Consider the following 22,952-nt stretch of genomic DNA (forward strand, 5'->3'; position numbering starts at 1 on the left):
GCGCTGCGCTATCGTGCCCGCCATGAGCACCCCGACCGTCGATCAGTCCGACTCCACCTCGTACGGGAGCGTGGACCAGCTGTTGGACGATGTCGAGGAGGCGTTGCTGGTCCGCGAGGAGCGGATCACCGACGAGCAGGCGTATGCCCTTGCCGATCTCGCCGACCAGGCGATGGATCCAGACGATACGGCCCTGGCGCGGATGCTCGACCTGGCCCATCGGGTGCGGCTGGCCTGGTGCGGTGAGCAGGTGAGCCTCGAGTCGATCCTGTCGACCAAGACCGGTGGCTGTCCTGAGGACTGCGCGTTCTGCTCCCAGTCCTCGACCTTCGACACCGACGTGAAGCCGCAAGCCTTCCTGAGTGCCGAGCAGGTCACGCAGGCTGCCATCGACGCGCAGGCCAGCGGCGCCACGGAGTTCTGCATGGTCCTGGCGATCAAGGGCCCCGACGACAAGGCGATGGCCCACATCCTCGAGTCGGTCGAGGTCATCCACGAGCACACCGACCTCGAGGTCGCCGTCAGCGCCGGGCTTCTGGACGCCGAGCAGGCCCGCACGCTGGCCGCGGCGGGAGTCGTCCGCTACAACCACAACCTGGAGTCGGCCGAGTCGTTCTTCCCCCGCATCTGCAGCACCCACTCCTGGCAGGAGCGGTTGGACACCTGCCGCCACGTCCGCGACGCCGGCATGGAGCTGTGTTCCGGTGGCATCCTCGGGATGGGCGAGAGCCCGCGGCAGCGCGCGGAACTCGCCCTCGCCCTTGCGTCGCTCGAGCCGACCGAGGTCCCCGTCAACTTCCTCAATCCTCGCCCGGGCACCCCGCTGGACCAGCAACTCGTGCTCGACCCACGCGTCGCCCTCCACGGCGTGGCCCTGTTCCGACTGATCATCCCGTGGGCGATGCTGCGCTACGCCGGTGGCCGCGAGGTCGTGCTCGGGGACCTGCAGGGCACCGGGCTGCTGGGCGGGGCGAACGGCATGATCATCGGCAACTACCTCACGACCTTGGGTCGCACGCCGCAGCAGGACATCGAGATGCTGAGTGAGCTGCAGATCCCGGTCAAGGCCCTGACCGGTCTGCTATAGGGCGTGGGCCCGAACCGGGCACGACAGGCGGTGCGATGGGGGCTGTACGCCCTGGTCCTGGCCGTCCTGGTTCGCGTCTTCCTCCAGCGCGTCGACGCTGTCGAGGCAGCCGACCTCGTCCTGCCTGCCTGGTGGGCCATCGTTGCCGCCGTGGCCTGCTTCGTCCTGGCCAACGAGATCCTGGTGCGCGCGTGGATGGGCCTGGTCCGTCTTGGTGGGGGTGAACTCCGGACGTCCCTCGCGCGTTGGGTGTGGTCATCCACCCAGCTGACCCGCTACACGATCGGCATGGCCCAGGTCGCCAGCCGCGCCGTCGTGGCTCGCCGGCACGGGATGAGCCGGACATCCGGGGCGATGACCACCCTGCTCGAGGTCATCTGGTACTCCTGCGTCAACGCTCTTGTGGCGGTCGCGACGGTGCCGTGGTGGCTGGCGGGAACCGGGCTCACCTGGGCGGCCTGGTTGGCCGTCGTCCCCGGGCTGGTGCTGGCACTGGCCCTGGTCGCGCCCGGTGCCTTCGTCGGGCTGGCGTCCTGGGCCGGTCGACTGCCACTGCTGCGGCGGATCGGGGGCCTTGCCTCGGCGTCCGACCTCGAGGTCACCCGACGCGACACCGCTGTGCTGACCACCGCCTACCTGGGCAACTTCACGGTCCGACTGCTCGGGTTCGTGGCGCTCTACGTCGGCATCGGCGGCCCGACGGATGCGTGGGGACGGGTCCTCGGGGCCTTCGCCCTGGGGCACCTCATCGGGGCGCTGGCCGTGTTCGCCCCGGGCGGCCTGGGGCCCCGGGAGGGTGTGACCGCCGTGGTGTTGGCTCCACTGCTGCCGGGGGGCACGATCCTGGCGCTGGTCGCCCTCACCCGACTGCTGGAGTTGGTCGCCGAACTGCTGTATGCGGGCATGGCCCGCCTGGGCCACCGCTCAGATGCTGCTCCGACCCGGATGTCGCTCGGGTCGTCCGATGGGCCGTCGGCGCCACCACGACCCGATATCTAGACTCTGGCGGTGCCATGAGCGATCCAGAGCAGACCACGCCCGACACCAGCGTCCTCGACGACGCCGATTACATCTCGCTCTCGACCGTTCGGGCGGACGGCAGTGCGGTGGCCACGCCGGTCTGGCTGCGCGGCTCCGACGGCGTCTACGACGTCATGACCGCGGCCGACAGCCACAAGGTCAGGCGTCTTCAGGCCAACCCGACCGTGGAGGTGGCGCCGTGCGACGTGCGCGGCAACGTGGCCCCCGGCGCTGCCCGCTTCCGGGGCACCGCCGAGCTGATCACCGATCCGCCCATCGTGGAGCGCACGGTGGCGGCGATCCGCGGCCAGTATCCGATCATGGGCCGCATGATCCCCCTCCTCAGCAAGGTCCGCTCCCTCCTCCCCGGCGGCACGACGCCCGACTACCTGATCGTCAAGATCACCGTGACCGAGGCTCTGGACCGGTCCTGAGGACCCGGTCTCGGATCCCGTCGAGAAGCTGAACCAGCACGAAGGACCGCATATGAGCGCCTCCGCAGACCTCCACGTCGAGAAGGTTCGCGAGAACTACGACACCCGAGTCGACCAGTGGCAGACCATCTACGACGGTGAGTCGTTCCACGACCACGTGATCCAGCGGCGGATGGACCGCTGTCTCGAGGCCGTCGACACGCTGGGACCCGTCAGCGGCAAGCCGCTCTCGGAGGAGTCGAGGCGGGCGCTCGACGTCGGCTGCGGTGCCGGGCAGATGGCCCTGGCCTTGGCGCAGCGCGGCTACGAGGTGAGCGCCGTCGACGTGTCCGAGGGCATGATCGAGGCGACGACCGCGACCTTCGAGGCTGCCGGTGCCACCGCGGACATCCAACTGGCGGACATGCGGCACCTGCCGTACGAGGACGACACGTTCGACTGGGTCTCCGGCCTGGGAGCCATCGAGTACCTGACCGATCCGGGCGAGGCCGTGGAGGAGTTCGCCCGGGTGCTGGTGCCGGGTGGCCACATGGTCGTGACCAGCCCCAACCCCTACCGCCTGGCCTTTGCGCTGGATCCGATCGGCGTGGCCATCGGGCTCTTGGGTCCACCCCCGACCGGCTACCCGCGGCAGTACCTCTCGGCGTCCACGCTGCGTGGCCTGGCCGAGCGGGCCGGGGTCGAGGTCGTCGGGTTGCTGGGGCACGGGATCGGACCGCTGCAGGTGGCGAAGAAGCCGCTGCTGCCTGCCCGGACGTCGATCAAGCTCAGCCACTCCGCGGAGCGGTCACTGCCGCTCTCCTGGTTGGAGAAGCTCGGCGCCAACATGATCATGGTGGCTCGCAAGCCGGGATAGGCACCACTAGGTCGAGCGGGCGTGCGACGGCTCGCCCAGTGGAACAGGTGGAATGCGGTCCGCCGACGTCAGGGCACCGGACGCCTCGACCGCCCCGTGCGGACCGTCGAGCGGGATCGCGACGTAGAACCGGCAGCCGCCATCGACGTTGCCGACGGTGATCGAGCCGTCGTGCGCCTCCACGAAGCCGCGAGCGATCGCGAGGCCGAGGCCCGCCCCGCCGTCGTTGCGTGGCGTCCGGGCTGACTCGGCCCGGTAGGAGGCGTCGAACACCCGGGCCATGACCTCGGGAGGGATGCCGCCACAGGTGTCCTCCACCGCCAGGTAGGCGTGCGGGCCGCCGCGGGCCTCCGCGATCCCTGCCTCAACGGTCACGTTGCCGCCCTCCTCGGATTCCCGAACCGCGTTGGCGACCAGATTCCGCAGGACCCGGGTCAACTCCCGGAGTCCGCCCTCGACCGACGCATTCTTGTCCTCGACCGTTCCCGTCACCGTTATCCCCCGCTTCTCCGCCACCGGGATGGCTGCGGCCAGGGTGTCGGCGACCAGATCGGCCAGGTTGATCTCGGTGCGCTCGATCGTGAGCGCACCGGCCTCGATCTTGGAGACCTCGAACAGGTCGTTGACCAGGTCGGCCAGCTTGTCGGACTCCCGACGCATGGTGGCGTAGTAGCCCTGCAGCTCCTCGGGATCCTCGGCCATCCCATCCTCGAGCAACTCGGTGATGGCGCGGATGCCGGCCAGCGGTGTGCGGAGGTCGTGGGAGACCCAACTGACGAGCTCCCGCCGTGCCCGGTCGGTCGCGCGCTCGCGCGCCCGGGACTCCTCGAGCTCCTGACGGGTGGTCTCCAACTGCTCTCCGACCCGCTTGAACTCCGCGATCAGGTTCTCGGGCATGGCGACGTCAGCCGTCGGCTGGCGGTCGCCGTCCAGGTCCCCCAGGCGCCGGGCCACTTCGCCCAGCGACCGGCTGGCGGCGCCGACGCGCTCACCCAGCAGCAGGGCGGCGATGATCGAGACGACCGCGCCGACGGCAACCACGACGGCCAGGACCTGCAGGTCGTGTGTGGTGAAGAACATGGCGCTGGAACCGGCCAGCGCGCCGGCGGTGACCGCCGACGTGGAGGTCAGCGCGACCACGACGACCTGGGCGGTGAACGACCGCCCACGCAGCAGACGCAGTGCCGCAGCCCCGAGGAGCCCCGTCACCAGCGCGGCGGAGCCGGCGATGGTGATGAGGGTGATCAGGTCCTCGCGGGGCAATCCGAGGAAGACCGCGAGGACCACGACTCCAACCAGCCCGACGACGCCGGCAAGGGCGGCCCTGCGCTTGGTCCCGGGGGACGGTGGCGTGTCGCGGGGCGCCTGCTCGTTCACACCCCGAATTTGTACCCGACTCCCCACACCGTCTGCACGAAGGTGGGGTTGGAGGGGTCGGGTTCGATCTTCTCCCGCAACCGGCGCACGTGGACCGTGACGGTTGAGGTGTCACCGAACGTGTAGCCCCAGACGTGCTCCAGCAGCACCTCACGCCGGAACACCTCCTTGGGGTGCTCCATCAGGAAGCCAAGCAGGTCGAACTCCCGCTGCGTCAGGTCCACCGACTGACCGTGGATGGTCACCGCACGGGATTTGCGGTTGAGCGAGATGCCATCGACCTCGAGCACCTCACTGGTCGCCTCCGCCTGCCCGCCGCTGGAGCGCTTAAGGATGTTCTTCACCCGGGCGACCAACTCCCGCGGGCTGAACGGCTTGGCCAGGTAGTCGTCGGCGCCGAGTTCGAGCCCGGCGATCCGGTCGCCGGTCTCGCCCAGAGCGGTCAGCATGATCACGGGGATGTCGCTGACGGCACGGACCCGACGGCACACCTCACGCCCGTCGACACCGGGGAGCATCAGGTCCAACACCATCAGGTCGGGCATGAGGTCCTGGACGCGGGCCAAGGCCACCGCGCCGTCGCCGACGTGCTCGACCTCGAACCCCTCCCGGGTCAGGTACCGGGTCACGACCTCAGCGACGGTCTTGTCGTCCTCGACGACCAGGATCCTCGCGGAGGCGGCTTGCGTGTCACTCATGTTCCGTAGCCTAGAGGTTGGCGGAGACCAGCTGGGAGTACCGTGGCCGAGATGGAGCGGACCACCCCGTCGTTCTGCGGTCGCTGCGGCGCCCCGGCTGGGACCTGCGAGGCGCGCTGCGAGCAGCGCCACGCCTTCGACCCCGACCGGTTCTGCACGCTCTGCGGTCACCGCCTCGATGTGCAGGTCTACCCGGACCGCACCGAGTCGTCGTGCAAGGTCTGCCGGGTCCGGGAGCGGCTCAGGCGCTCCGCGAGTCGCTGATCCGCGGGAACGGCTCGATGGAAAAGACGAGCTCCACCGGCACCTCGAAGAACTCTGCAATGCGCAGAGCCAAGTGGAGGCTCGGGCTGTACTCCCCCCGCTCGAGGTATCCGACGGTCTGGTAGTGCACCTCGAGGGCCTCGGCCAGGTCGCGGCGCGACACGCCGTGCTCAGCGCGGAGCAGGGCGATGCGGTTGTGGACGGTGTCGCTCACGGACGCACGATCCTCGCCGTCAGCGAACGAACTGCATGGCCGACTGCTCGCGCGCCTCTGCGACCGCGGCCCCGGACTGGCGCCGCGCCATCCGCCGGACCAACAGCCCCGCGAGCCCGGTGCCGATGACCGCCCAGGCGAGCAGCACCGCGATGCCGAGAGCGATCCGCCACTCGCCGCCGAGCTCGCCACCCACGGCGGGGTCGCCCAGCAGCACCGCGCGCATGAGGTGGCCGAGCCAGTACAGCGGGAACATCTGGGCGAGCCCCTGGACCCACCCCCAGAGATCGTCCATCGACCCGAAGATCCCCGAGATCCAGGCGAGGCCGACGATTGGGAGCATCCCCCAGGTGGTGACCTGCTGCAGGCGGCGGACGACCGAGCCGATGACGAAGCCCAGCGGCAGCGAAGCCAGGATCCCCAGCAGCGCTGTGAGGATCAGGACGAGCCACCGGCCCGCGCCGCCTGGGATCGTCCCCGGCAGCAATAGAGCGGTGCCGCCGAGGACGACGACGAGGAGCGGTGCCAGCGAGACGACAGTCAGCGTCGCGACCCCGGTGAGGTAGCCCACGAGGCCGTGGGGGGCCATGCGGCTGCGCAGGAGGGTGCCGTCCTCACGCTCTAGGGCGAGGGCGTACGCGGGCCCGATGACGATCGTGAAGACGAGGATCCCGGCCAGCAGCCCTGGCAGCGCGACCTGGGGAGCGGTGAGGGCCGTGCCCTCGAGCGGCCCGTCGGCGAACCAGAGGAGCGCGACCGCGCCCGCCCCCATGCCGATGTAGAAGCCCTGGTCAGAAGGGCTGCGAAGCCCGATGACGAACTCGTGCCAGCCGCGGCGCATTCCGATGCCCGCTGCGCGGATCGACGGGCGCATCACACCACCTCCTGGGCTCGGGCACCGGCCGTGGCAACCGAGGCGAGTGGAGGCGGCCGATCGTGCTCGGCGACGAGGGCGAGGTAGGTCTGCTCGAGGTTGGCGCGCCGGACCTCGAGGTCGTCGATGCCGGTTGGGTGCTCGGCCAAGAGGGTGCGGACGAACGCGGTCGCGTCGCTCGTGGCGTGGACCATCCGCTGGCCGTCCTGGAGCCACACGACCTCCGCGCGGCTGCGGACCAGCCGGCTGAGGGCGTCGGCGGACCCGTCGGCGACGATCCGCCCGCCGGCGAGCACCAGGATTCGGTCGGCGAGCACCTCGGCCTCGGCCAGATCGTGGGTGGTCAGCAAGACCGTGGTGCCCTCGACGTCGACGAGGCGGTGGACCAGGTTGTGGAAGTGCCGCCGCGCCTCGGGATCGAAGCCGGCCGTGGGCTCGTCGAGGAAGAGCAACTCAGGCCGTCCCAGGACACCGACGGCGACGTCGAGACGGCGCCGCTGGCCGCCGGAGAGGGTGGCGATGCGGCGGTCGGCGCTCTCGGTGAGGCCGACCAGCTCGAGGAGTTCGTCGGTGGGTACGGGCCGAGCGCGGTCGGGGGTGGCGTAGGGCGCGTAGTAGGCGCCGAGGTGGTCGAGGAGGTCGCGCGGCGTCCAGCGGGCGTGGTCGCGCCAGGACTGGAGGACGATCCCGACGCGGGAGCGCCAGTGCTCGTCGGCGTGGAGGGGGTCCGCGCCCAGCACCGCGACGTGCCCTGCGGAGGGGCGCCGGAAGCCCTCGAGGATCTCGATGGTCGTCGTCTTGCCGGCGCCGTTGGGACCGAGGAGTGCGACGACCTCGCCCCTGCGGATCTCGAGGTCGACGCCTCGGAGGACATCATGGGTGCCGTAGCGCATCCGGAGGTCGCGGACTTCCACAACCGTCACGTCGTTCATGTCGGGCAATGTAGCACACCTGCTACATCAGGAGTAGTCCTACTATCGAACGGACGGGCGACGACCCACCCGTGGCGCTCGCGACCACGCCGGTTGTACTGCGTCCGACAGCCACGCCTACGCTACGGCCATGACCGAACGCAGCGATTGGGACGCCAAGGCGACGAAGGAGTTCGGCGGCACCGCGCCCTCCGAGCGCACGTGGGAGACCCCCGAGGGCATCGCCGTCAAGCCCCTGTACACCGCCGCGGACACCGCGGACTTGCCGTACCAGGACACCTTCCCTGGCTTCGAGCCCTTCGTCCGCGGCCCCTACGGCACGATGTACACCAACCGACCCTGGACCATCCGCCAGTACGCCGGGTTCTCCACGGCCGAGGAGTCGAACGCCTTCTACCGCCGCGCGCTGGCGGCCGGGCAGAAGGGCCTGTCGGTCGCCTTCGACCTGGCCACGCACCGCGGCTACGACTCCGACCATCCGCGCGTCGAGGGGGATGTCGGCAAGGCCGGTGTCGCCATCGACTCCGTCGAAGACGCCAAGATCCTGTTCGACGGGATCCCGCTGGACCAGATGAGCGTCTCGATGACGATGAACGGCGCGGTCCTACCGATCATGGCCTGCTACATCGTGGCCGCTGAGGAGCAGGGGGTCGACCACGCCCAGCTCGCCGGGACCATCCAGAACGACATCCTCAAGGAGTTCATGGTCCGCAACACCTACATCTACCCGCCGGGCCCCTCGATGCGGATCGTGTCCGACATCATCGGCTACACCGCCACCGAGATGCCCCGCTTCAACTCCATCTCAATCTCGGGCTACCACATGCAGGAGGCCGGAGCGACGGCTGATCTGGAGTTGGCCTTCACGCTGGCTGACGGTGTGGAGTACGTGCGGGCAGCCATCGCAACCGGACTGGACGTGGACGCCTTCGCTCCTCGCCTCTCGTTCTTCTTCGCCATCGGCATGAACGTCTTCATGGAGGTGGCCAAGCTCCGCGCCGCCCGCCTGCTCTGGGCCGAGCTGATGGACCAGTTCGACCCGCAGAACCCCAAGTCGAAGATGCTGCGGACCCACTGCCAGACCTCCGGTGTCTCCCTCACCGAGCAGGATCCGTACAACAACGTCGTCCGCACCACGGTCGAGGCCATGGCCGCGGTGCTCGGTGGGACGCAGAGCCTGCACACCAACGCCTTCGACGAGGCGCTGGGCCTGCCCACCGACTTCTCGGCCCGGATCGCCCGGAACACCCAGCTCATCCTGGCCGAGGAGAGCGGCATCCCCAGCGTCATCGACCCGCTCGGGGGCAGCTACTACGTCGAGTCACTCACCCATGCCCTGGCCGACAAGGCCCGCGAGATCCTCGCCGAGGTGGAGGAACTGGGCGGCATGACGAAGGCCGTCGAGTCGGGCATGCCCAAGCTGCGGATCGAGGAGGCCGCCGCCCGCCGGCAGGCCCGGGTGGATCGCGGCGAGGACGTCGTGGTCGGCGTCAACGCCTACGTCCCCGATGACGTGGAGGCCGTCGAGGTCCTCGACATCGACAACGCCGAGGTCCGGCGGGCTCAGATCGCGCGGCTGGAGCGCACCAGGGCGGAACGGGACGAGGCCGCGACCAGCGCAGCACTGGCGGCCCTGAGCGAGGGGGCTCGGGGCGACGCCAACCTCCTCGAGCTGTGCGTGGCCGCGGCACGAGCCCGTGCGACGGTCGGGGAGATGAGTGATGCGATGGAGGAGGTGTTCGGGCGCCACCAGGCCACGATCCGCTCGATCGCCGGGGTCTACGGGCAGGCTTACGAGGGCGACGAGGAGTTCGCGGCCGTCGTGGCCGACGTGGAGGCCTTCGCCGACGCGCACGGTCGTCGGCCCCGCATGCTGGTGGTCAAGATGGGCCAGGACGGGCACGATCGCGGCGCGAAGGTCATCGCCACGGCCTTCGCCGACCTGGGCTTCGACGTCGATGTGGGTCCGCTGTTCCAGACGCCGGCGGAGGCGGCCCGCGATGCCATCGACAACGACGTACATGTCGTCGGCGTGTCCAGTCAGGCGGCCGGACACAGAACCCTGGTGCCACAGCTGATCCAGGAACTCCGCGACAAGGGGGCAGCAGACATCAAGGTGGTGGTCGGTGGGGTGATCCCGCCCCAGGACTACGCCATGCTCACCGAGATCGGGGTGGCAGCCATCTTCGGTCCCGGCACGAACATCCCAGCCGCGGCACGTGAAGTCGTGTCGCTGCTGGGCTGAGCGCTGCGCGGCCGCCGAGTGCTGAGACGACCCCCGTCGGAATGACTGCCACCCCGACGAGCGAGCAGATCTCCGAGCTTGCTGACCGGCTGGTGCAGCGCGACCGGCGTGCCCTGGCTCAGGCGATCACGCTGGTCGAGTCGACGCGCGAGGATCATCGGGACCAGGCCGCGGAGTTGCTGGACCTCCTGCTCCCCCACACGGGTACGGCGGTCAGGCTGGGCATTAGTGGTCCGCCGGGAGCTGGCAAGTCGACGTTCATCCAGGCACTCGGTCTGCACCTCATCAGCTCCGAGGGGGCCCGTGTCGCGGTGCTGGCCATCGACCCCAGCTCCACCCAATCGGGGGGGTCGATCCTGGGCGACAAGACCCGGATGCCGCAGCTCGCCGCCCACGAGCGCGCCTTCATCCGTCCCTCTCCCGCGGGGGAGTCGTTGGGTGGCATCGCACGACGGACCCGGGAGGTCCTGCTGCTCTGCGAGGCCGCTGGCTTCGATCACGTCCTGGTCGAGACCGTCGGCGTCGGCCAGTCCGAGACAGCGGTCGCCGGCATCGTCGACACCATGGCGCTGCTGCTGCCGCCGGCGGCCGGTGATGACCTCCAGGGGATCAAGCGTGGCGTGATGGAGTTGGCGGATGTCGTGGTGGCCACCAAGGCGGATGGCGCGCTGCTGCCGGCGGCACGGGCTGCGGCCGCCGATGCCCGTCAGGGACTGGCGCTGCTGCGTCGCCGTCACCCCGGCTGGGACCCTGCGGTGGTCCTGACCTCCGCCCACGAGGGCACCGGGATCGATGCGGTGGTCGAGGCCGTGAGCGCGCACCGCGACCATCTCCGCGTCACCCGTCAACTCGCCTCACTGCGCCGGCAGCAGAACATCGGATGGTTGCTGGCCGAGGTCAACGACGGACTCCTGCGGGCGTTCAGAGCCGACGCGGGTGCCCGGGCGGCGATGGACGCGGCGGAGGAGGCGGTCCGCGCTGGCAGGACCACCCCCACGGCAGCGGCGCGCTCGCTGCTGGCTCGGCATCCGGTCGTCGGCGAGGGGCGGCGGCCACGCTAAAGAACGAGGCCATCTGACCGATGAAACAGGTGTGTTCTTCCTCGGCTTGGTCCTTGGTGCGCTGACGGTCGTCGGCGTGGTCGTCGTGCGCGCACGGCGGCGATCAGACTCGCCGGCCAGGGTTCCGACCGCGGGCCTGGGGGACCTCCCGGTGGGCGTCATGGTCTGTGACCCGGCAGGGGTGGTGGTGGAGACCAACGCCTCCCTCGGCTCGATCCTCGGTCTGGACGACCAGTTCACGCTGATGTCGGCCGAGGACCTGGCCGGGCTCGACCTGAGCGACATCGACGGCTCCCCCGTTCCCTACGCCGAGCAGCCTGTCGCACGGGCACTCCGCGGCGAGGCGGCACCTGACAGCGTCCTCGGTCGCCAGATGCCCGACGGCAGCCGTCGGTGGTTCCTGATCAACACGAGTCAGACGGCGGAGGCGACGCTGGTGACCTTCGCCGACATCTCCGGCCGCATCGAGCACCTGAGCCAGACCATCGTCGAGGCCAGCATGCTCCGCCATCAAGCGCTCTACGACGGCCTGACGGGCCTGCCCAATCGCACCCTGCTGATGGACCGTCTGACCCGGGCCAACGATCGAGCATCGCGGCGCGGCAGTGCGACGGCGCTGCTGGTGATCGACATGGACGGCTTCAAGGCCGTCAACGACACGCTCGGGCACGCGGCCGGCGACGAGGTCCTGGTCCAGGTCGCCTTCCGCCTCCGCAGCGCCCTGCGGAACGAGGACACCGCGGTTCGGCTGGGCGGCGACGAGTTCGTGGTGCTGTGCGAAGACCTCGACCCGGAGACGGCGGAGACGGCCGCCACGGCGATCGCCGAACGAATGCGCGACCTGCTGAACGAGCCGTACATGACGACGGCGGGTCCCGCCGCCACGTGGGCCAGCCTGGGCATGTCCATCGCCCCGCCGGGAACCTCCGTGGACCTCAGCCTGCTCCACCTGGCTGACGAGATCATGCTGGGCGACAAGCGCGACCGGAAGGTCAGTCGCGGTGAGCAGCGTGCCGAGCCCAACCAGTCTGCTGCCCGTGCGCCGCGTAGCAGCACGCCGGCCGACCAGGTCAGCCGCGTGTTCATCGTCGATGACGACGCGGCCATGCGCCTGCTGGCCTCACGGATCATCGACGTCGCGCCTGCCATGACCGTCGTCGGCGAGTCAGCCGACGGACTGTCGGCGATCAGGGAGATCATCGAGGTGGAGCCCGACATCGTCCTGTGCGACGTCATGATGCCCGGCGTGTCCGGCCCGGAGGTCGTCCGCGCCGTTCGCGCGGAGCGGCCAGGTCAACGGTTCGCGTTCTGGTCCGCGACGACGGTCGACCAACTCGAGCGGCACCACCGCAGCCTCGGCGTGCCGTACGTGCAGAAGGATCACATCGAAGAGCTCCCCACACGGCTGGCCGATGTGCTCTCAGGACTAGGCCAGAGCCTGGACAAGACAGCCTAAAGCAAGCCCGCCGAATAGCCGATAGCTAGAGCGACCAGCCCCTTCCCGCATCCGCCCCTGATCGGACCCCTCAGATGTTACGCAACGCCAGTGTCCGCACCAGACTGATCGTCGGTGCCGCGATTCCAACACTCCTGTTGTTGCTCGCCGCCGGTTGGCAGGCCTTCGGAGCCTTCCAGGACTTCCGCGCCACCAACAACGTCGAGATCGTGGCCGACATCGCTGTTGACGGGCGTGGCCTGCTGAGCGCCCTGCAGGTCGAGCGAACCCAGTCGATCCAGTACGTCCTCGGCTCACGTGGCGACGACGCCGAGCGGACCGCCCGGCTCGAGGAGCAGCTGGCTGCCGCCCACGCCACCACCGACGTCGCTGCGGCCCAGGTCCTGTCTCTGGGCGATCAGCCGGACATCGAACTCCTCAGCGACCAGACCCGTGAGTCCTTGCGGGCCGCCGAAGCCGCCGTCGTCACCATCGCCGAGCTGCGCGAGCAGATCCTGTCCGGACAGGGCGCGAGCCTGGCCGTCTACAACAACTACGGCAGTCTGATCGGCTCGCTGTTGGACGCCGACCGCGACCTGCTGAACGAGGTTGACAACGCGCGCATCGAAGCGGAACTCCGCGCCCTGCAGACGGTGTCCAACGTCAAGGACGCCACGCTGGCCCTGTCCGCCGTCCGCCTGCTCGACGCCGACGCTGGCGTGAACCCGCGAAACCGCGAGCAGATCGAGGCTTCGGAGATCTCGGAGCGGCAGACCTGGCTCGAGATCGCCCAGGGCATCCTGACCCCAACGGAGCTGGACGAGCTGGAGCAGGCCGCGACTCCCGAGACGGCGTGCTTCGACGTGCCCGGTGCATCGGGCTGTGAGGACGGTGCGTCCGAGGTCGACTCCATGGTCGAGGGCAGCACCGATGTGGCCGGCAGCCTCCAGGCACTGGAGCTGCGCTACGCCGCAGACGCCGTCGCCGCTGCAGACGCCGTCCGCAACGGCGCCGTCACGACCCTCGGTACCACCGCAGTCCTCGGTGTGGTCGTCTTGGCCCTCCTTGCACTCCTCTCGGCGATCATCGGTGGTGTCGTCACGCCGCTGCGGCAGCTGACCAGCATCGCGGACCGCGTGCGAACCTCTCTGAAGGAGGACGTCGACCGCATCGCCGACGGCGAGACGATCGAGGAGACCGCCTTCGATGGTGAGATCGCCGAAGAACTGACCTCCCGTGCTGACGAGCTCGGCGAGCTGGCACGAGCGATGAAGTCATCGACCGGTGAGGCCGTCGAGATCGCCTCCCGACAGGCCGCCATCCGTGGTGGTGTTGCCCGGACGATCGAAGACGTCGCCCGGCGCGAGCAGACCCTGGTCGAACGGCAGCTGTCGCTGCTCGATGTCCTCGAGGACGCTGAGCGCGACCCCGACCAGCTGGCTCAGTTGTTCAAGCTGGACCACCTGGCCACCCGCATGCGCCGGAACGCGGAGAACCTGTTGCTGCTGTCCTCCGGTCAGCTGCCCGGGGCACACAACGCCCCGCCGGTGTCCCTGGTCGACGTGGTCCGCACCGCAGCGGCTGAGATCGAGCAGTACAACCGGGTCGACGTCCGCGTCGGCGTGTCCGCCACCGTGGCTGGCTACGCCTCGACGCCGCTCTCGCACCTGCTCGCCGAGCTGATCGAGAACGCCGCCCAGTTCTCCCCGCCTGAGTCGCGTGTGCTCGTCACGGGCTACACCGACCGGCACGGCATCACCATCGCGGTCTCCGACGAGGGCCTTGGCATGACCCAGGGCGACCTGGCCGACGCACGTCGCCGGCTGGCCTCGCCGCCACTGCTCGAGGTGGCGGAGTCTCGCCGCCTTGGCCTGTACGTGGTCGGGCTGATCGCGAACCGCCTGAACCTGGTTGTCGACCTCGACGTCAGCGACTCCGGCAAGGGCCTGACCGCAACCGTCGCGATCCCCGCGACCGCCTTCGTCGACGGCGTCGAGAATGCCGGCCAGCCCGCCCAGGACGAGTCCGCCCGTCGCGACGCCAACCTGCCCTCGAGCCTCGACTCCTCCGGAGATGCACTCGCGGCACTCAGCCAGCTGCTGGATGCCTCGCCGGCAGCCCCGCCGGAACTTCCGGCCGAGGTCGTGCCGAAGGAAGAGGTGGTCTTGCCCACCCGCGCCCGCTCCGAAGAACCCGCCAGCGACGGTGACCGTGGAGGCATCAGCCTGTCGGCTGCCTCCAAGGGACGGAAGGTCGACTTCGACCCCAGCTCGATCCGCGATCTGATGAGTGGCCTGAACGGCATCGGCGAGGAACTCAGCTTCGGCGACGACTCGCCGTCGGACGTGCCCTCCGCAGCGCCGCAGGCCCCCGCCCCCGCTCCGGCACCGCAGGGTGCTGCTGCTCAGCCCGCCCGGGCGGCAGCGCACTCGCAGGCTCCGGGCAGCGAGCAGCCCATGCCGACTCGGCAGCCGTCCGTCACGGGCCAAGGCATGAACGGCCAGGGCACGAACGGACAGAGCATGCCACGTCCCGGCATGAACGGTCCCGACATGAACGGCCTGGCGGCAGCGGCTGGAGCATTCGGCTCGATCACTGGACAGCCGCAGCATCCGTCTGCTGGCGCACCGCCGCGGCAGCCAACTGCACCGCAGCAGCCTGCAGCGGGATCCGCAGCCCGTCCGGATGGCTTCCCGTCCGCACATCGCCCCAGCGGTGGGCCGGCTGACGGCCTGGCTGCTCCTGGCGAGCCAGCCACCCAAGCAGCGAGCCCCGCACCGATGACCACCGGGTTCCCCGGTCCATCAGCTGCTCGGCCGCAGAACGGACACCCGAACCACCCTGACCAGCCCGACTCCGACCTGTCCGACTCCAAGCAACTGCGGCCGCAACGTCGTCGCCGCTCGACAACCCCATCCTGGTCCACCCCATACGCCCCGCAGGAGCAGAAGCAATGAAGACCGAAACCGACGTCAACTGGTTGTTGACCGCGTTCACCGACCGGACTCCTGGTGTCATCGAGTCCGTGGTGGTCAGCGTCGACGGCCTCCTGATCGCCCAATCATCCGGCCTCGACCGGGCGACCGCCGACCGCATTGCTGCCGTCGCATCGTCGCTCGCGTCGATCACCCGAGGCGCCTCGCGCGTGTTCGACGGTGGGTCGCTGCGACAGGTCCTCGTGGCCTACGAGAACGGCTACATCGTTCTCAGCTCGCTGCGGGAGGGTGCGGTCCTGGCCGTCCTGACCGCGGCAGCCAGCGACATCGGTCTGGTGGGCCACGAGATGGCCACACTCGGCCAGCAGGTCGGCGGCCAGCTGAGCCCGCAGCTGATCGAGTCGATGCGCACGCAGCTGCCGAGGTGAGTGTGGAATGAGTGCCCCACGTCGTCTGCGTGCCTACGCCCTGACCCAGGGACGGACGCACGTCACGACCAAACTGACACTGGACACCCTGTTGTCCAAGGCTGGCGGGTCGGCATCGACCATTCCGGGTTCACCCGAGAAGACCGAGATCATGCGGCTGTGCGAGGCCGAGCCTCAGTCCCCCGTGGACCTGAGCGCCTCTCTCAAGCTGCCGATCGGGACCATCAAGGTCCTCGTCGCTGATCTGCTCGCCTCGGAGGACCTCGTCGCCGGCTCCACCGGCATCGACAACGAACCCGATGTGAACCTCGATCTGGACGCTCTCACACCGGCTCACGCTGGTGTGTCAGCTGCCCCCGCGCACAAAGACCTAACGCTCCTGGAGGAAGTCCTCAATGGCATCGAATCCCTCTGACACCGCGACCGCTGCCACCGAGACGCGTCGTGGCCCGACATCCGTCAAGATCGTCGTGGCCGGTGGCTTCGGCGTCGGCAAGACCACCATGGTGACGGCCGTGACCGAGATCACGCCCTTCACGACCGAGGTCCCGATGACCGAGGCCAGCCTCGGCGTCGACGACACCTCGATCGTCGGAGAGCGCAAGACCACCACCACGGTGGCGATGGACTTCGGTCGCATCTCACTCGGCAACGACCTGTACCTCTACCTGTTCGGCACCCCCGGCCAGGAACGGTTCTCCTTCATGTGGGACGACCTGACGGCCGGCGCCGTCGGGGCGATCGTCCTGGTCGACAGTCGGCGACTGGCCGAGTGCTTCGACGCCGTCAACTACTTCGAGCAGCGGGACATCCCCTTCGTCGTCGCGCTCAACTGCTTCGACGGCAACGTGCTGCACTCCCCCGACGCCGTGCGTCAGGCACTCCAGGTCACGGAGGACACCCCGGTCCTCCTGACCGACGCCCGCGACAAGAGCCAGGTGAAGGTGGCGCTCGCCAGCGTCGTCCGTCACGCGATGGCTCGCGCCCGCGGCGTCGCCGAGGTCGCCTAGACCGTCACGCTCGGAACACAACAAGAGGTGGCCTGGATTCGTCCGGCCACCTCTTGTGCTGTTCAGCTTCCTGCTGCGCCGAGCTACCGCGTGAACTGGGCCCGCAAGTAGTCCCGGTTCATCTCGGCGATGTAGTCGAGGGAGATGTCCTTGGGGCAGGACACCGAGCACTCACCGATGTTGGTGCAGGACCCGAAGAACGACTCCATCGTGTCCACCATGTTGCGGGTGCGCTCGGCCTTCTCCGGCTGCCCCTGCGGCAACATGTTGAGCTGCGACAGCTTGGATGAGGTGAACAGCTGCGCGGCGCCGTTCGGGCAGGCCGCGACACAGGCCCCGCAGCCGATGCATGCTGCCGCGTCAAAGGCACTGTCCGCCACCTCCTTCATGACCGGGGTGAGGTTCGCGTCGGAGGCGGATCCCGTCGGGACCGAGATGTAGCCGCCGGCCTCGATGATCCGGTCGAAGGCGGACCGGTTGACCGTCAGGTCCTTGATGATCGGGAACCCGGCAGCGCGCCAGGGCTCGATCGTGATCGCGTCGCCGTCGGAGAACTTCCGCATGTGCAGCTGACAGGTCGCCGTCGAGGCTTGCGGACCGTGGGCCTGGCCGTTGATCATCACGCCACAGGAGCCGCAGATGCCCTCACGGCAGTCGTGGTCGAAGTTGACCGGCTCGGTTCCCTCCTCGATCAGCTGCTGGTTCAGCACGTCCAGCATCTCGAGGAACGACATGTCCTCGCTGATGTCGTCGAGCTTGTAGGTCTCGAATCGGCCGGCGTCGTCCGGGGAGGACTGACGCCAGACGTTCAGGGTGAGCTTCATGAGGTGTGTGTTCCTACTTGTAGCTACGTGTGGTGAGTTCGACGTTCTCGAAGATCAGATCTTCTTTGTGGAGTTCGGCGTCGCCGGTGTCGCCGGTGAAGGCCCACGCGCCCACGAAGGCGAAGTTCTCGTCGTCGCGCTTCGCCTCGCCCTCCTCCGTCTGGTGCTCCTCGCGGAAGTGGCCGCCACAGGACTCCTCTCGCATCAGTGCGTCCTGGCACATCAGCTCGCCCAGCTCGAAGAAGTCTGCGACGCGGCCGACCTTCTCGAGGGACTGGTTGAGCGTCGCCGCGGAGCCGAGCACCTTGACGTCGGACTCGAACTCCTCGCGGAGGGCGGGGATCTCCGACAGTGCTTTCTCGAGGCCCTGACGGGACCGGGACATCCCGCAGTAGTCCCACATGATCTTGCCGAGCTCGCGGTGGAAGTAGTCGACCGTCCGGGTGCCCTTCACGGCCAGGTACCGGTCGATCTGGTCGGTGACCTCGGACTCGGCCTGCCGGAACACGGGGTCGTCGGTCGGTACCACCGACTCACCCAGCTTCGGCGCCAGGTAGTTGCCGATCGTGTAGGGGATGACGAAGTAGCCGTCGGAGAGGCCCTGCATCAGCGCTGAGGCGCCCAGACGGTTGGCACCGTGGTCGCTGAAGTTCGCCTCGCCGATGGCGAACAGGCCCGGCACGGTCGTCTGGAGCTCGTAGTCGACCCAGAGCCCACCCATGGTGTAGTGCGGGGCGGGATAGATCCGCATCGGCTGGCTGTAGGGGTTCTCGCCGGTGATCCGCTCGTACATGTCGAACAGGTTCCCGTAGCGGGCGGCGATGGTGTCCTTGCCGAGGCGGTCGATGGCGTCGGCGAAGTCGAGGTAGACCCCGTTCTTCAGCGGCCCGACGCCCTTCTCCTGGTCGATCATGGTCTTGGCGTTGCGGGATGCGACATCACGCGGGACCAGGTTCCCGAAGGCCGGGTACTTGCGCTCCAGGTAGTAGTCGCGCTCGGCCTCGGGGATCTGCGACGCCGGCTTGCCGGTGTCGTCGGCGTCCTTCGGCACCCAGATGCGACCGTCGTTGCGAAGCGACTCGCTCATCAGGGTGAGCTTGGACTGGAACTCGTCGCTGGAGGGGATCGCCGTGGGGTGGATCTGGGTGTAGCAGGGGTTGGCGAAGAACGCGCCCTTGCGATGCGCCCGCCACGCCGCGGTGACGTTGCACGCCATCGCGTTGGTGGAGAGGTAGTAGGCGTTGGAGTACCCACCGGTGGCCAGGACCACGGCATGAGCGGAGTGGGACCGGATCTCACCGGTCAGCAGGTCACGGGTGACGATGCCCACCGCCTGGCCGTCCTTGACCACGATGTCGAGCATCTCGGTGCGGATGTGCATCTGCACGGTGCCGAGCTCGATCTGTCGGGCCAGAGCCTGATAGGCACCGAGCAGCAGTTGCTGGCCGGTCTGCCCGCGGGCGTAGAAGGTGCGCGAGACCTGCGCACCACCGAACGAGCGGTTGTCGAGCAGGCCACCGTACTCCCGGGCGAAGGGCACACCCTGCGCGACGGCTTGGTCGATGATGTTGTTGCTGACCTCGGCCAGGCGGTAGGTGTTGGCCTCCCGGCCGCGGTAGTCCCCACCCTTGATGGTGTCGTAGAAGAGCCGATAGACGGAGTCGCCGTCGCCGTGGTAGTTCTTCGCGGCGTTGATCCCGCCCTGCGCGGCGATGGAGTGGGCCCGGCGCGGCGAGTCGTGGAAGGTGAACGCCTGGACGTTGTAGCCGAGCTCACCGAACGTGGCAGCTGCCGAGGCGCCCGCCAGACCGGTTCCGACGACGATGATGTCGTACTTCCGCTTGTTGGCCGGATTGACCAACTTCATGTCGAACTTGTGCTGGGTCCACTTCTCGGCCAGCGGGCCGTCAGGGACCTTGGAGTCGAGAACGCTGCGGGCTTCGAGGGTGGTCATGGGCTACTCCTCTTCCTCAAACTCTTCGACGACGGCTTCGCACTCGGTGTTGCACTCGATGACCCCGAACAGGGTGCCGAGTGGGAACGTCAGATTGATACCCGTTACGACGACGGTCAGACCAATGGCCAGATATCTGCGCCACGCATTGAACCGGGTGCTGTTCAGTCCCAGCGTCTGGAACAGGCTCCAGGTGCCGTGGTAGATGTGCGTGCCCAGGGCGAGCACCGCCAGGATGTAAAACAGGGCGACGGGGATCCGGGAGAGGCTGGCGGTCAGGTTGTTGGTGATCGCCCCGCGCACGTACTCGTCCGTGGTCCACCCCCACGTCAGATCCGCCAGGTGGAACACGATGAACGCCAGCAGGATCGTCCCGGTGTAGATCATGGTCCGCGAGGCGTAGTCGGCCGTGATGTAGGAGCGCGCGGACTGGTACTTGACCGGCCGAGCCTTGCGGTTCTGCCAGGTCAGGGTGTAGGCCGCGTGGACGTGGACCAGCAGCGCACCGAGCAGTCCGAGCCGGCCGATCCACAGCAAGAAGGTGCGTGGGACCAGGGGCTCGCCGATCTCACGAAGCCCCTCGCCGTACTCCGTGAACTTGACGGCTCCCTCGTAGACGTGGAGGTTCCCGAGCGCGTGGACGACGATGAAGCCGAGGCCGATGATGCCCGACAGGGCCATCACGTACTTCTTGCCCATGGCCGACCGGTAGAAGTCCACGATCCAGAAGCGCGAGCGTTCGATGCTGGGCTTCGGCGCCTTGCCCAGAGGATCGATCGAGCTGCGTGGAGGGGTCGCCGTACTCATCTGTCGCTGTCTCCTGGAAGGAAGGAACCGAACAGCGAAAGGGTATCAGCGGGGCCGCTGTGGCCTGGCATCGAGCGACCGCACGTGTCGGCTCGGGTGACATTCACGAGCGGCGTCACAGATTCTCGGAGGCGGGGGAATATCCGCGGGTCGAGTCCGTTGTAGCTCCGACAAGTTAGATTTCAAACTAATCAAGGAGCATCGTCATGACCACCGCCACCGCAACCCTCGACCGCAGCGTCGACGGCCAGCCGTTCCCGGCCGTCGGGACCTACGAGATCGACGCCGCCCACTCCCAGGTTCAGGGCATCGTGCGCCACCTCAAGGTCAGCAAGGTGCGCGCCAACTTCACCGACTTCGCCGGCACCATCACGGTGGCCGAGGAGCCCACCCGCTCCGGCGTGCAGATCGCCATCGCCGCGTCCACCGTCGACACGCGCAACGCCGACCGGGACGCCCACCTCCGCAGCGGCGACTTCCTCGACGTGGAGCAGTTTCCCGAGATCACGTTCCGCTCCACATCCGTGGAACCGGGGTGGCGGGTGACCGGGGATCTCACGATCGCCGGTGTGACCCGCTCGGTGGTCCTCGACACCGAGTACCTGGGCACGCACAAGAGCCCGATGGGCCCCACCATCGCTGCCTTCGAGGCGACCACCACGATCAATCGCGAGGACTTCGGGATCACCTGGAACGCGCCGATGGAGGCGGGCGGCGTCCTGGTGAGCAAGGAGGTCAAGATCGAGCTCGAGATCCAGGCCGCGCTGCAGGGTCAGGAGTAGCCGTCCGCACGGGGTGCGTCACCGGTCCTGGAAGATCGCCTTGCGGTAGTAGCGCAGCTCGTCGATCGACTCCTGGATGTCGGCCAGGGCTCGGTGGTCCCCACCCTTCTTCGGAGCCGCCTCCTTGGCCTCCGGGAACCAGCGGGCGGCCAGTTCCTTGACCGTCGACACATCCACGTTGCGGTAGTGGCAGTGCGCCTCGAGCTCTGGCATGTAGGCCTTGAGGAAGGCCCGGTCAGCGTGCACCGAGTTCCCTGCCAGCGGTGCCACGCCTGACTCGGGGATGTGCTCGCGCAGGAAGTCGAGCACCACCTGCTCCGCCTGTCGGGCCGTGACATCACTCTCCCGAACCGCAGTCGTCAGGCCGGACTTCTCATGCATCTTGACCACCACGGGGTGCATCGCGTCCAGCACCTCCTCCGGTGCGTTGATGATCAGCTCCGGCCCCTCGATCTGGGTGTCCAACTGGCCATCCGTGATGATGACGGCGATCTCGACGATCACCTCCGTCGCCGGGTCCAGTCCGGTCATCTCGAGGTCGACCCAGATGAGTGGATCATGCAGGTCCTGCAGTGCGCTCATCGCCTGAGCGTAGTCGGACCGCGGCACGACGTGTCCGTGGACAGCCATCCGTCGGATGTGATATGTTCTGCTATATGGCATTATCCCGCATGGTGAGACTTTCTGAATCTGGGATTGGTGAGGTGGCGAATTGTCCGTGAGGGCGATGGCCCCATCCGCAGAAGACATGGTCGTGGTGGTTCCAACGGGGATCCAGACCGCGCTCGCGCGGCTGATGGCGGGGGCCAGCGTCGAGGTGACGCCGCGCGATGTGGACGCGGTCGAGGTGTTGCGGCGGCGGCTGCCGTCCGGAGCGTCGGTCTACATCACCCACCTCCCTGGACAGCCACTCGAGGCCTCACTGGAGGTCGCCGTCGCGCTTCGCGCGTCAGGTCTCCGACCGGTGCCCCACATCGCGGCCCGCTCCCTGCGAAGCCGCCAGGAACTCGACCAGGCGCTGCGGTCACTGCGCGGTGACGCAGGCGTCGACGACGTGCTGTTGATCGCCGGCGGCGTGGACCCGGTCGGGCCGTTCACATCGAGCCTCGACCTGCTGCGCGAGGGGGTCCTGGTTGAGCACGGGATCACCTCGCTGGGCGTTGCAGGCCATCCAGAGGGGGCCCCGGACATCGCCGAATCCGAGCTGGCCGACGCCATCGCACTGAAGAACGCCTACGCCGTCGAGACCGGAACCGCCGTACGCCTGGTCACGCAGTTCACCTTCGACCCCGAGCCGACCATCGCGTGGGAGCGCCGGCTGCGTGCGGCCGGCAGCTCCTTGCCCATCCACGTCGGCCTGCCGGGTGCAGCCGCGGCCCAGACGCTCATCCGGTTCGGGATCCGCTGCGGGGTCGGCCCGTCCCTGTCGGTGCTGAAGAAGCAGTCGCGGCGCCTGCTGCAACTCGCGTCGATGACGCCGCAGTTCCCCGACGCCACCGTCCTCGGTGTGGCCTCGGCCGCAGACGCGGACCCAGCAAGTCTCTTCCAGGCCTTCCACTTCTTCCCGTTCGGCGCCCTCGACCGAACACTCACCTGGGCGGCCGAGGTCCAGTCCGGACAGGCCGGCCTCGACCGCGAGAACCGCTTGATCACCCCCAGCCGGCGGGGCTGACCGACCACGACGTGTGACCCCCCGACGGCACGACGAAAGGCA

At 68.6% G+C, this 22,952-nt stretch carries 23 protein-coding genes; 14 read left to right on the plus strand and 9 right to left on the minus strand.

The window, feature by feature from the left end:
* Nucleotides 1–22 precede the first annotated feature (22 nt).
* From bioB to C1746_RS19800, 4 genes are read left to right on the plus strand one after another with little or no spacing between them, the layout of a single operon-like run.
* A complete protein-coding gene (gene bioB, locus C1746_RS19785) occupies nt 23–1,087 on the plus strand; it encodes a biotin synthase BioB (RefSeq protein WP_116716484.1) in 1,065 nt (354 codons plus the stop codon).
* Between the two features lie 3 nt (nt 1,088–1,090).
* Complete coding sequence (locus C1746_RS19790; RefSeq protein WP_116716485.1) at nt 1,091–2,086, plus strand: lysylphosphatidylglycerol synthase transmembrane domain-containing protein; 996 nt, start codon at nt 1,091–1,093, stop codon at nt 2,084–2,086.
* Nucleotides 2,087–2,100: 14 nt separating this feature from the next.
* Complete coding sequence (locus tag C1746_RS19795; RefSeq protein WP_116716486.1) at nt 2,101–2,541, plus strand: PPOX class F420-dependent oxidoreductase; 441 nt, start codon at nt 2,101–2,103, stop codon at nt 2,539–2,541.
* Nucleotides 2,542–2,593: 52 nt separating this feature from the next.
* The gene (locus C1746_RS19800; RefSeq protein WP_116716487.1) at nt 2,594–3,397 is read left to right on the plus strand and encodes a class I SAM-dependent methyltransferase; all 804 of its coding nucleotides are present in this window, start codon (nt 2,594–2,596) and stop codon (nt 3,395–3,397) included.
* A gap of 6 nt (nt 3,398–3,403) precedes the next feature.
* Here the strand turns inward: C1746_RS19800 and C1746_RS19805 are convergent, their stop codons facing one another.
* Nucleotides 3,404–4,774 (minus strand): sensor histidine kinase, encoded by a 1,371-nt coding sequence (locus C1746_RS19805; protein ID WP_205712013.1) that lies wholly within the window; start codon nt 4,772–4,774, stop codon nt 3,404–3,406.
* A complete protein-coding gene (locus tag C1746_RS19810; RefSeq protein WP_116716488.1) occupies nt 4,771–5,472 on the minus strand; it encodes a response regulator transcription factor in 702 nt (233 codons plus the stop codon). Before C1746_RS19810 ends, C1746_RS19805 begins: the two co-directional genes overlap by 4 nt.
* A gap of 51 nt (nt 5,473–5,523) precedes the next feature.
* On the opposite strand from C1746_RS19810, the gene bsaP reads away from it, so the two are divergent.
* Nucleotides 5,524–5,736: a biotin synthase auxiliary protein BsaP gene (gene bsaP, locus C1746_RS19815; protein WP_116716489.1), complete on the plus strand. Its 213-nt coding sequence runs from the start codon at nt 5,524–5,526 to the stop codon at nt 5,734–5,736.
* Here the strand turns inward: bsaP and C1746_RS19820 are convergent.
* Genes C1746_RS19820 through C1746_RS19830 form a run of 3 tightly spaced genes read right to left on the minus strand, consistent with a single transcriptional unit; the run spans nt 5,714 to nt 7,756 of the window.
* The gene (locus C1746_RS19820; RefSeq protein WP_116716490.1) at nt 5,714–5,950 is read right to left on the minus strand and encodes a helix-turn-helix transcriptional regulator; all 237 of its coding nucleotides are present in this window, start codon (nt 5,948–5,950) and stop codon (nt 5,714–5,716) included. The two genes, bsaP and C1746_RS19820, sit on opposite strands and share 23 nt — an antisense overlap.
* Nucleotides 5,951–5,969: 19 nt before the next feature.
* Entirely contained in the window at nt 5,970–6,824 is an 855-nt protein-coding gene (locus tag C1746_RS19825) for an ABC transporter permease (protein WP_116716682.1), read from the minus strand.
* On the minus strand, nt 6,824–7,756 hold the full coding sequence (locus tag C1746_RS19830; RefSeq protein WP_116716491.1) for an ABC transporter ATP-binding protein: 933 nt from the start codon (nt 7,754–7,756) through the stop codon (nt 6,824–6,826). The genes C1746_RS19825 and C1746_RS19830 overlap by 1 nt, the downstream gene beginning before the upstream one ends.
* Before the next feature lie 130 nt (nt 7,757–7,886).
* Here C1746_RS19830 and scpA point away from each other — a divergent pair, with 130 nt between their 5' ends.
* The 7 genes from scpA (at nt 7,887) to C1746_RS19865 (ending at nt 16,871) form a co-directional block, all read left to right on the plus strand.
* Nucleotides 7,887–10,001: a methylmalonyl-CoA mutase gene (gene scpA / locus C1746_RS19835; protein WP_116716492.1), complete on the plus strand. Its 2,115-nt coding sequence runs from the start codon at nt 7,887–7,889 to the stop codon at nt 9,999–10,001.
* A gap of 41 nt (nt 10,002–10,042) precedes the next feature.
* Nucleotides 10,043–11,062 (plus strand): methylmalonyl Co-A mutase-associated GTPase MeaB, encoded by a 1,020-nt coding sequence (gene meaB / locus C1746_RS19840; RefSeq protein WP_116716493.1) that lies wholly within the window; start codon nt 10,043–10,045, stop codon nt 11,060–11,062.
* 31 nt (nt 11,063–11,093) lie between these two features.
* Nucleotides 11,094–12,518, plus strand: coding sequence for a diguanylate cyclase domain-containing protein (locus C1746_RS19845; protein WP_116716494.1), 1,425 nt, complete (start codon nt 11,094–11,096; stop codon nt 12,516–12,518).
* Between the two features lie 74 nt (nt 12,519–12,592).
* Nucleotides 12,593–15,454: a sensor histidine kinase gene (locus tag C1746_RS19850; protein WP_116716495.1), complete on the plus strand. Its 2,862-nt coding sequence runs from the start codon at nt 12,593–12,595 to the stop codon at nt 15,452–15,454.
* A complete protein-coding gene (locus C1746_RS19855) occupies nt 15,451–15,861 on the plus strand; it encodes a roadblock/LC7 domain-containing protein (protein WP_116716496.1) in 411 nt (136 codons plus the stop codon). Before C1746_RS19850 ends, C1746_RS19855 begins: the two co-directional genes overlap by 4 nt.
* Before the next feature lie 7 nt (nt 15,862–15,868).
* The gene (locus C1746_RS19860) at nt 15,869–16,276 is read left to right on the plus strand and encodes a DUF742 domain-containing protein (RefSeq protein ID WP_116716497.1); all 408 of its coding nucleotides are present in this window, start codon (nt 15,869–15,871) and stop codon (nt 16,274–16,276) included.
* A complete protein-coding gene (locus C1746_RS19865) occupies nt 16,257–16,871 on the plus strand; it encodes a GTP-binding protein (protein WP_116716498.1) in 615 nt (204 codons plus the stop codon). Before C1746_RS19860 ends, C1746_RS19865 begins: the two co-directional genes overlap by 20 nt.
* Nucleotides 16,872–16,954: 83 nt before the next feature.
* Here the strand turns inward: C1746_RS19865 and C1746_RS19870 are convergent, their stop codons facing one another.
* From C1746_RS19870 to C1746_RS19880, 3 genes are read right to left on the minus strand one after another with little or no spacing between them, the layout of a single operon-like run.
* Entirely contained in the window at nt 16,955–17,695 is a 741-nt protein-coding gene (locus C1746_RS19870) for a succinate dehydrogenase/fumarate reductase iron-sulfur subunit (RefSeq protein ID WP_116716499.1), read from the minus strand.
* Nucleotides 17,696–17,708: 13 nt separating this feature from the next.
* Nucleotides 17,709–19,649, minus strand: coding sequence for a fumarate reductase/succinate dehydrogenase flavoprotein subunit (locus tag C1746_RS19875; RefSeq protein WP_116716500.1), 1,941 nt, complete (start codon nt 19,647–19,649; stop codon nt 17,709–17,711).
* A gap of 3 nt (nt 19,650–19,652) precedes the next feature.
* Complete coding sequence (locus C1746_RS19880; protein WP_116716501.1) at nt 19,653–20,456, minus strand: succinate dehydrogenase cytochrome b subunit; 804 nt, start codon at nt 20,454–20,456, stop codon at nt 19,653–19,655.
* Nucleotides 20,457–20,662: 206 nt separating this feature from the next.
* On the opposite strand from C1746_RS19880, the gene C1746_RS19885 reads away from it, so the two are divergent.
* Nucleotides 20,663–21,238, plus strand: a complete 576-nt coding sequence (locus C1746_RS19885; protein WP_116716502.1) for a YceI family protein — start codon at nt 20,663–20,665, stop codon at nt 21,236–21,238.
* Between the two features lie 18 nt (nt 21,239–21,256).
* Here the strand turns inward: C1746_RS19885 and orn are convergent, their stop codons facing one another.
* Nucleotides 21,257–21,820, minus strand: coding sequence for an oligoribonuclease (gene orn, locus C1746_RS19890; protein WP_116716683.1), 564 nt, complete (start codon nt 21,818–21,820; stop codon nt 21,257–21,259).
* 145 nt (nt 21,821–21,965) lie between these two features.
* Here orn and C1746_RS19895 point away from each other — a divergent pair, with 145 nt between their 5' ends.
* Nucleotides 21,966–22,910 (plus strand): methylenetetrahydrofolate reductase, encoded by a 945-nt coding sequence (locus C1746_RS19895; protein ID WP_116716503.1) that lies wholly within the window; start codon nt 21,966–21,968, stop codon nt 22,908–22,910.
* Nucleotides 22,911–22,952: the final 42 nt, after the last annotated feature.

Origin of the sequence: Euzebya tangerina, from assembly GCF_003074135.1 — a bacterium.
GTDB lineage: Bacteria > Actinomycetota > Nitriliruptoria > Euzebyales > Euzebyaceae > Euzebya > Euzebya tangerina.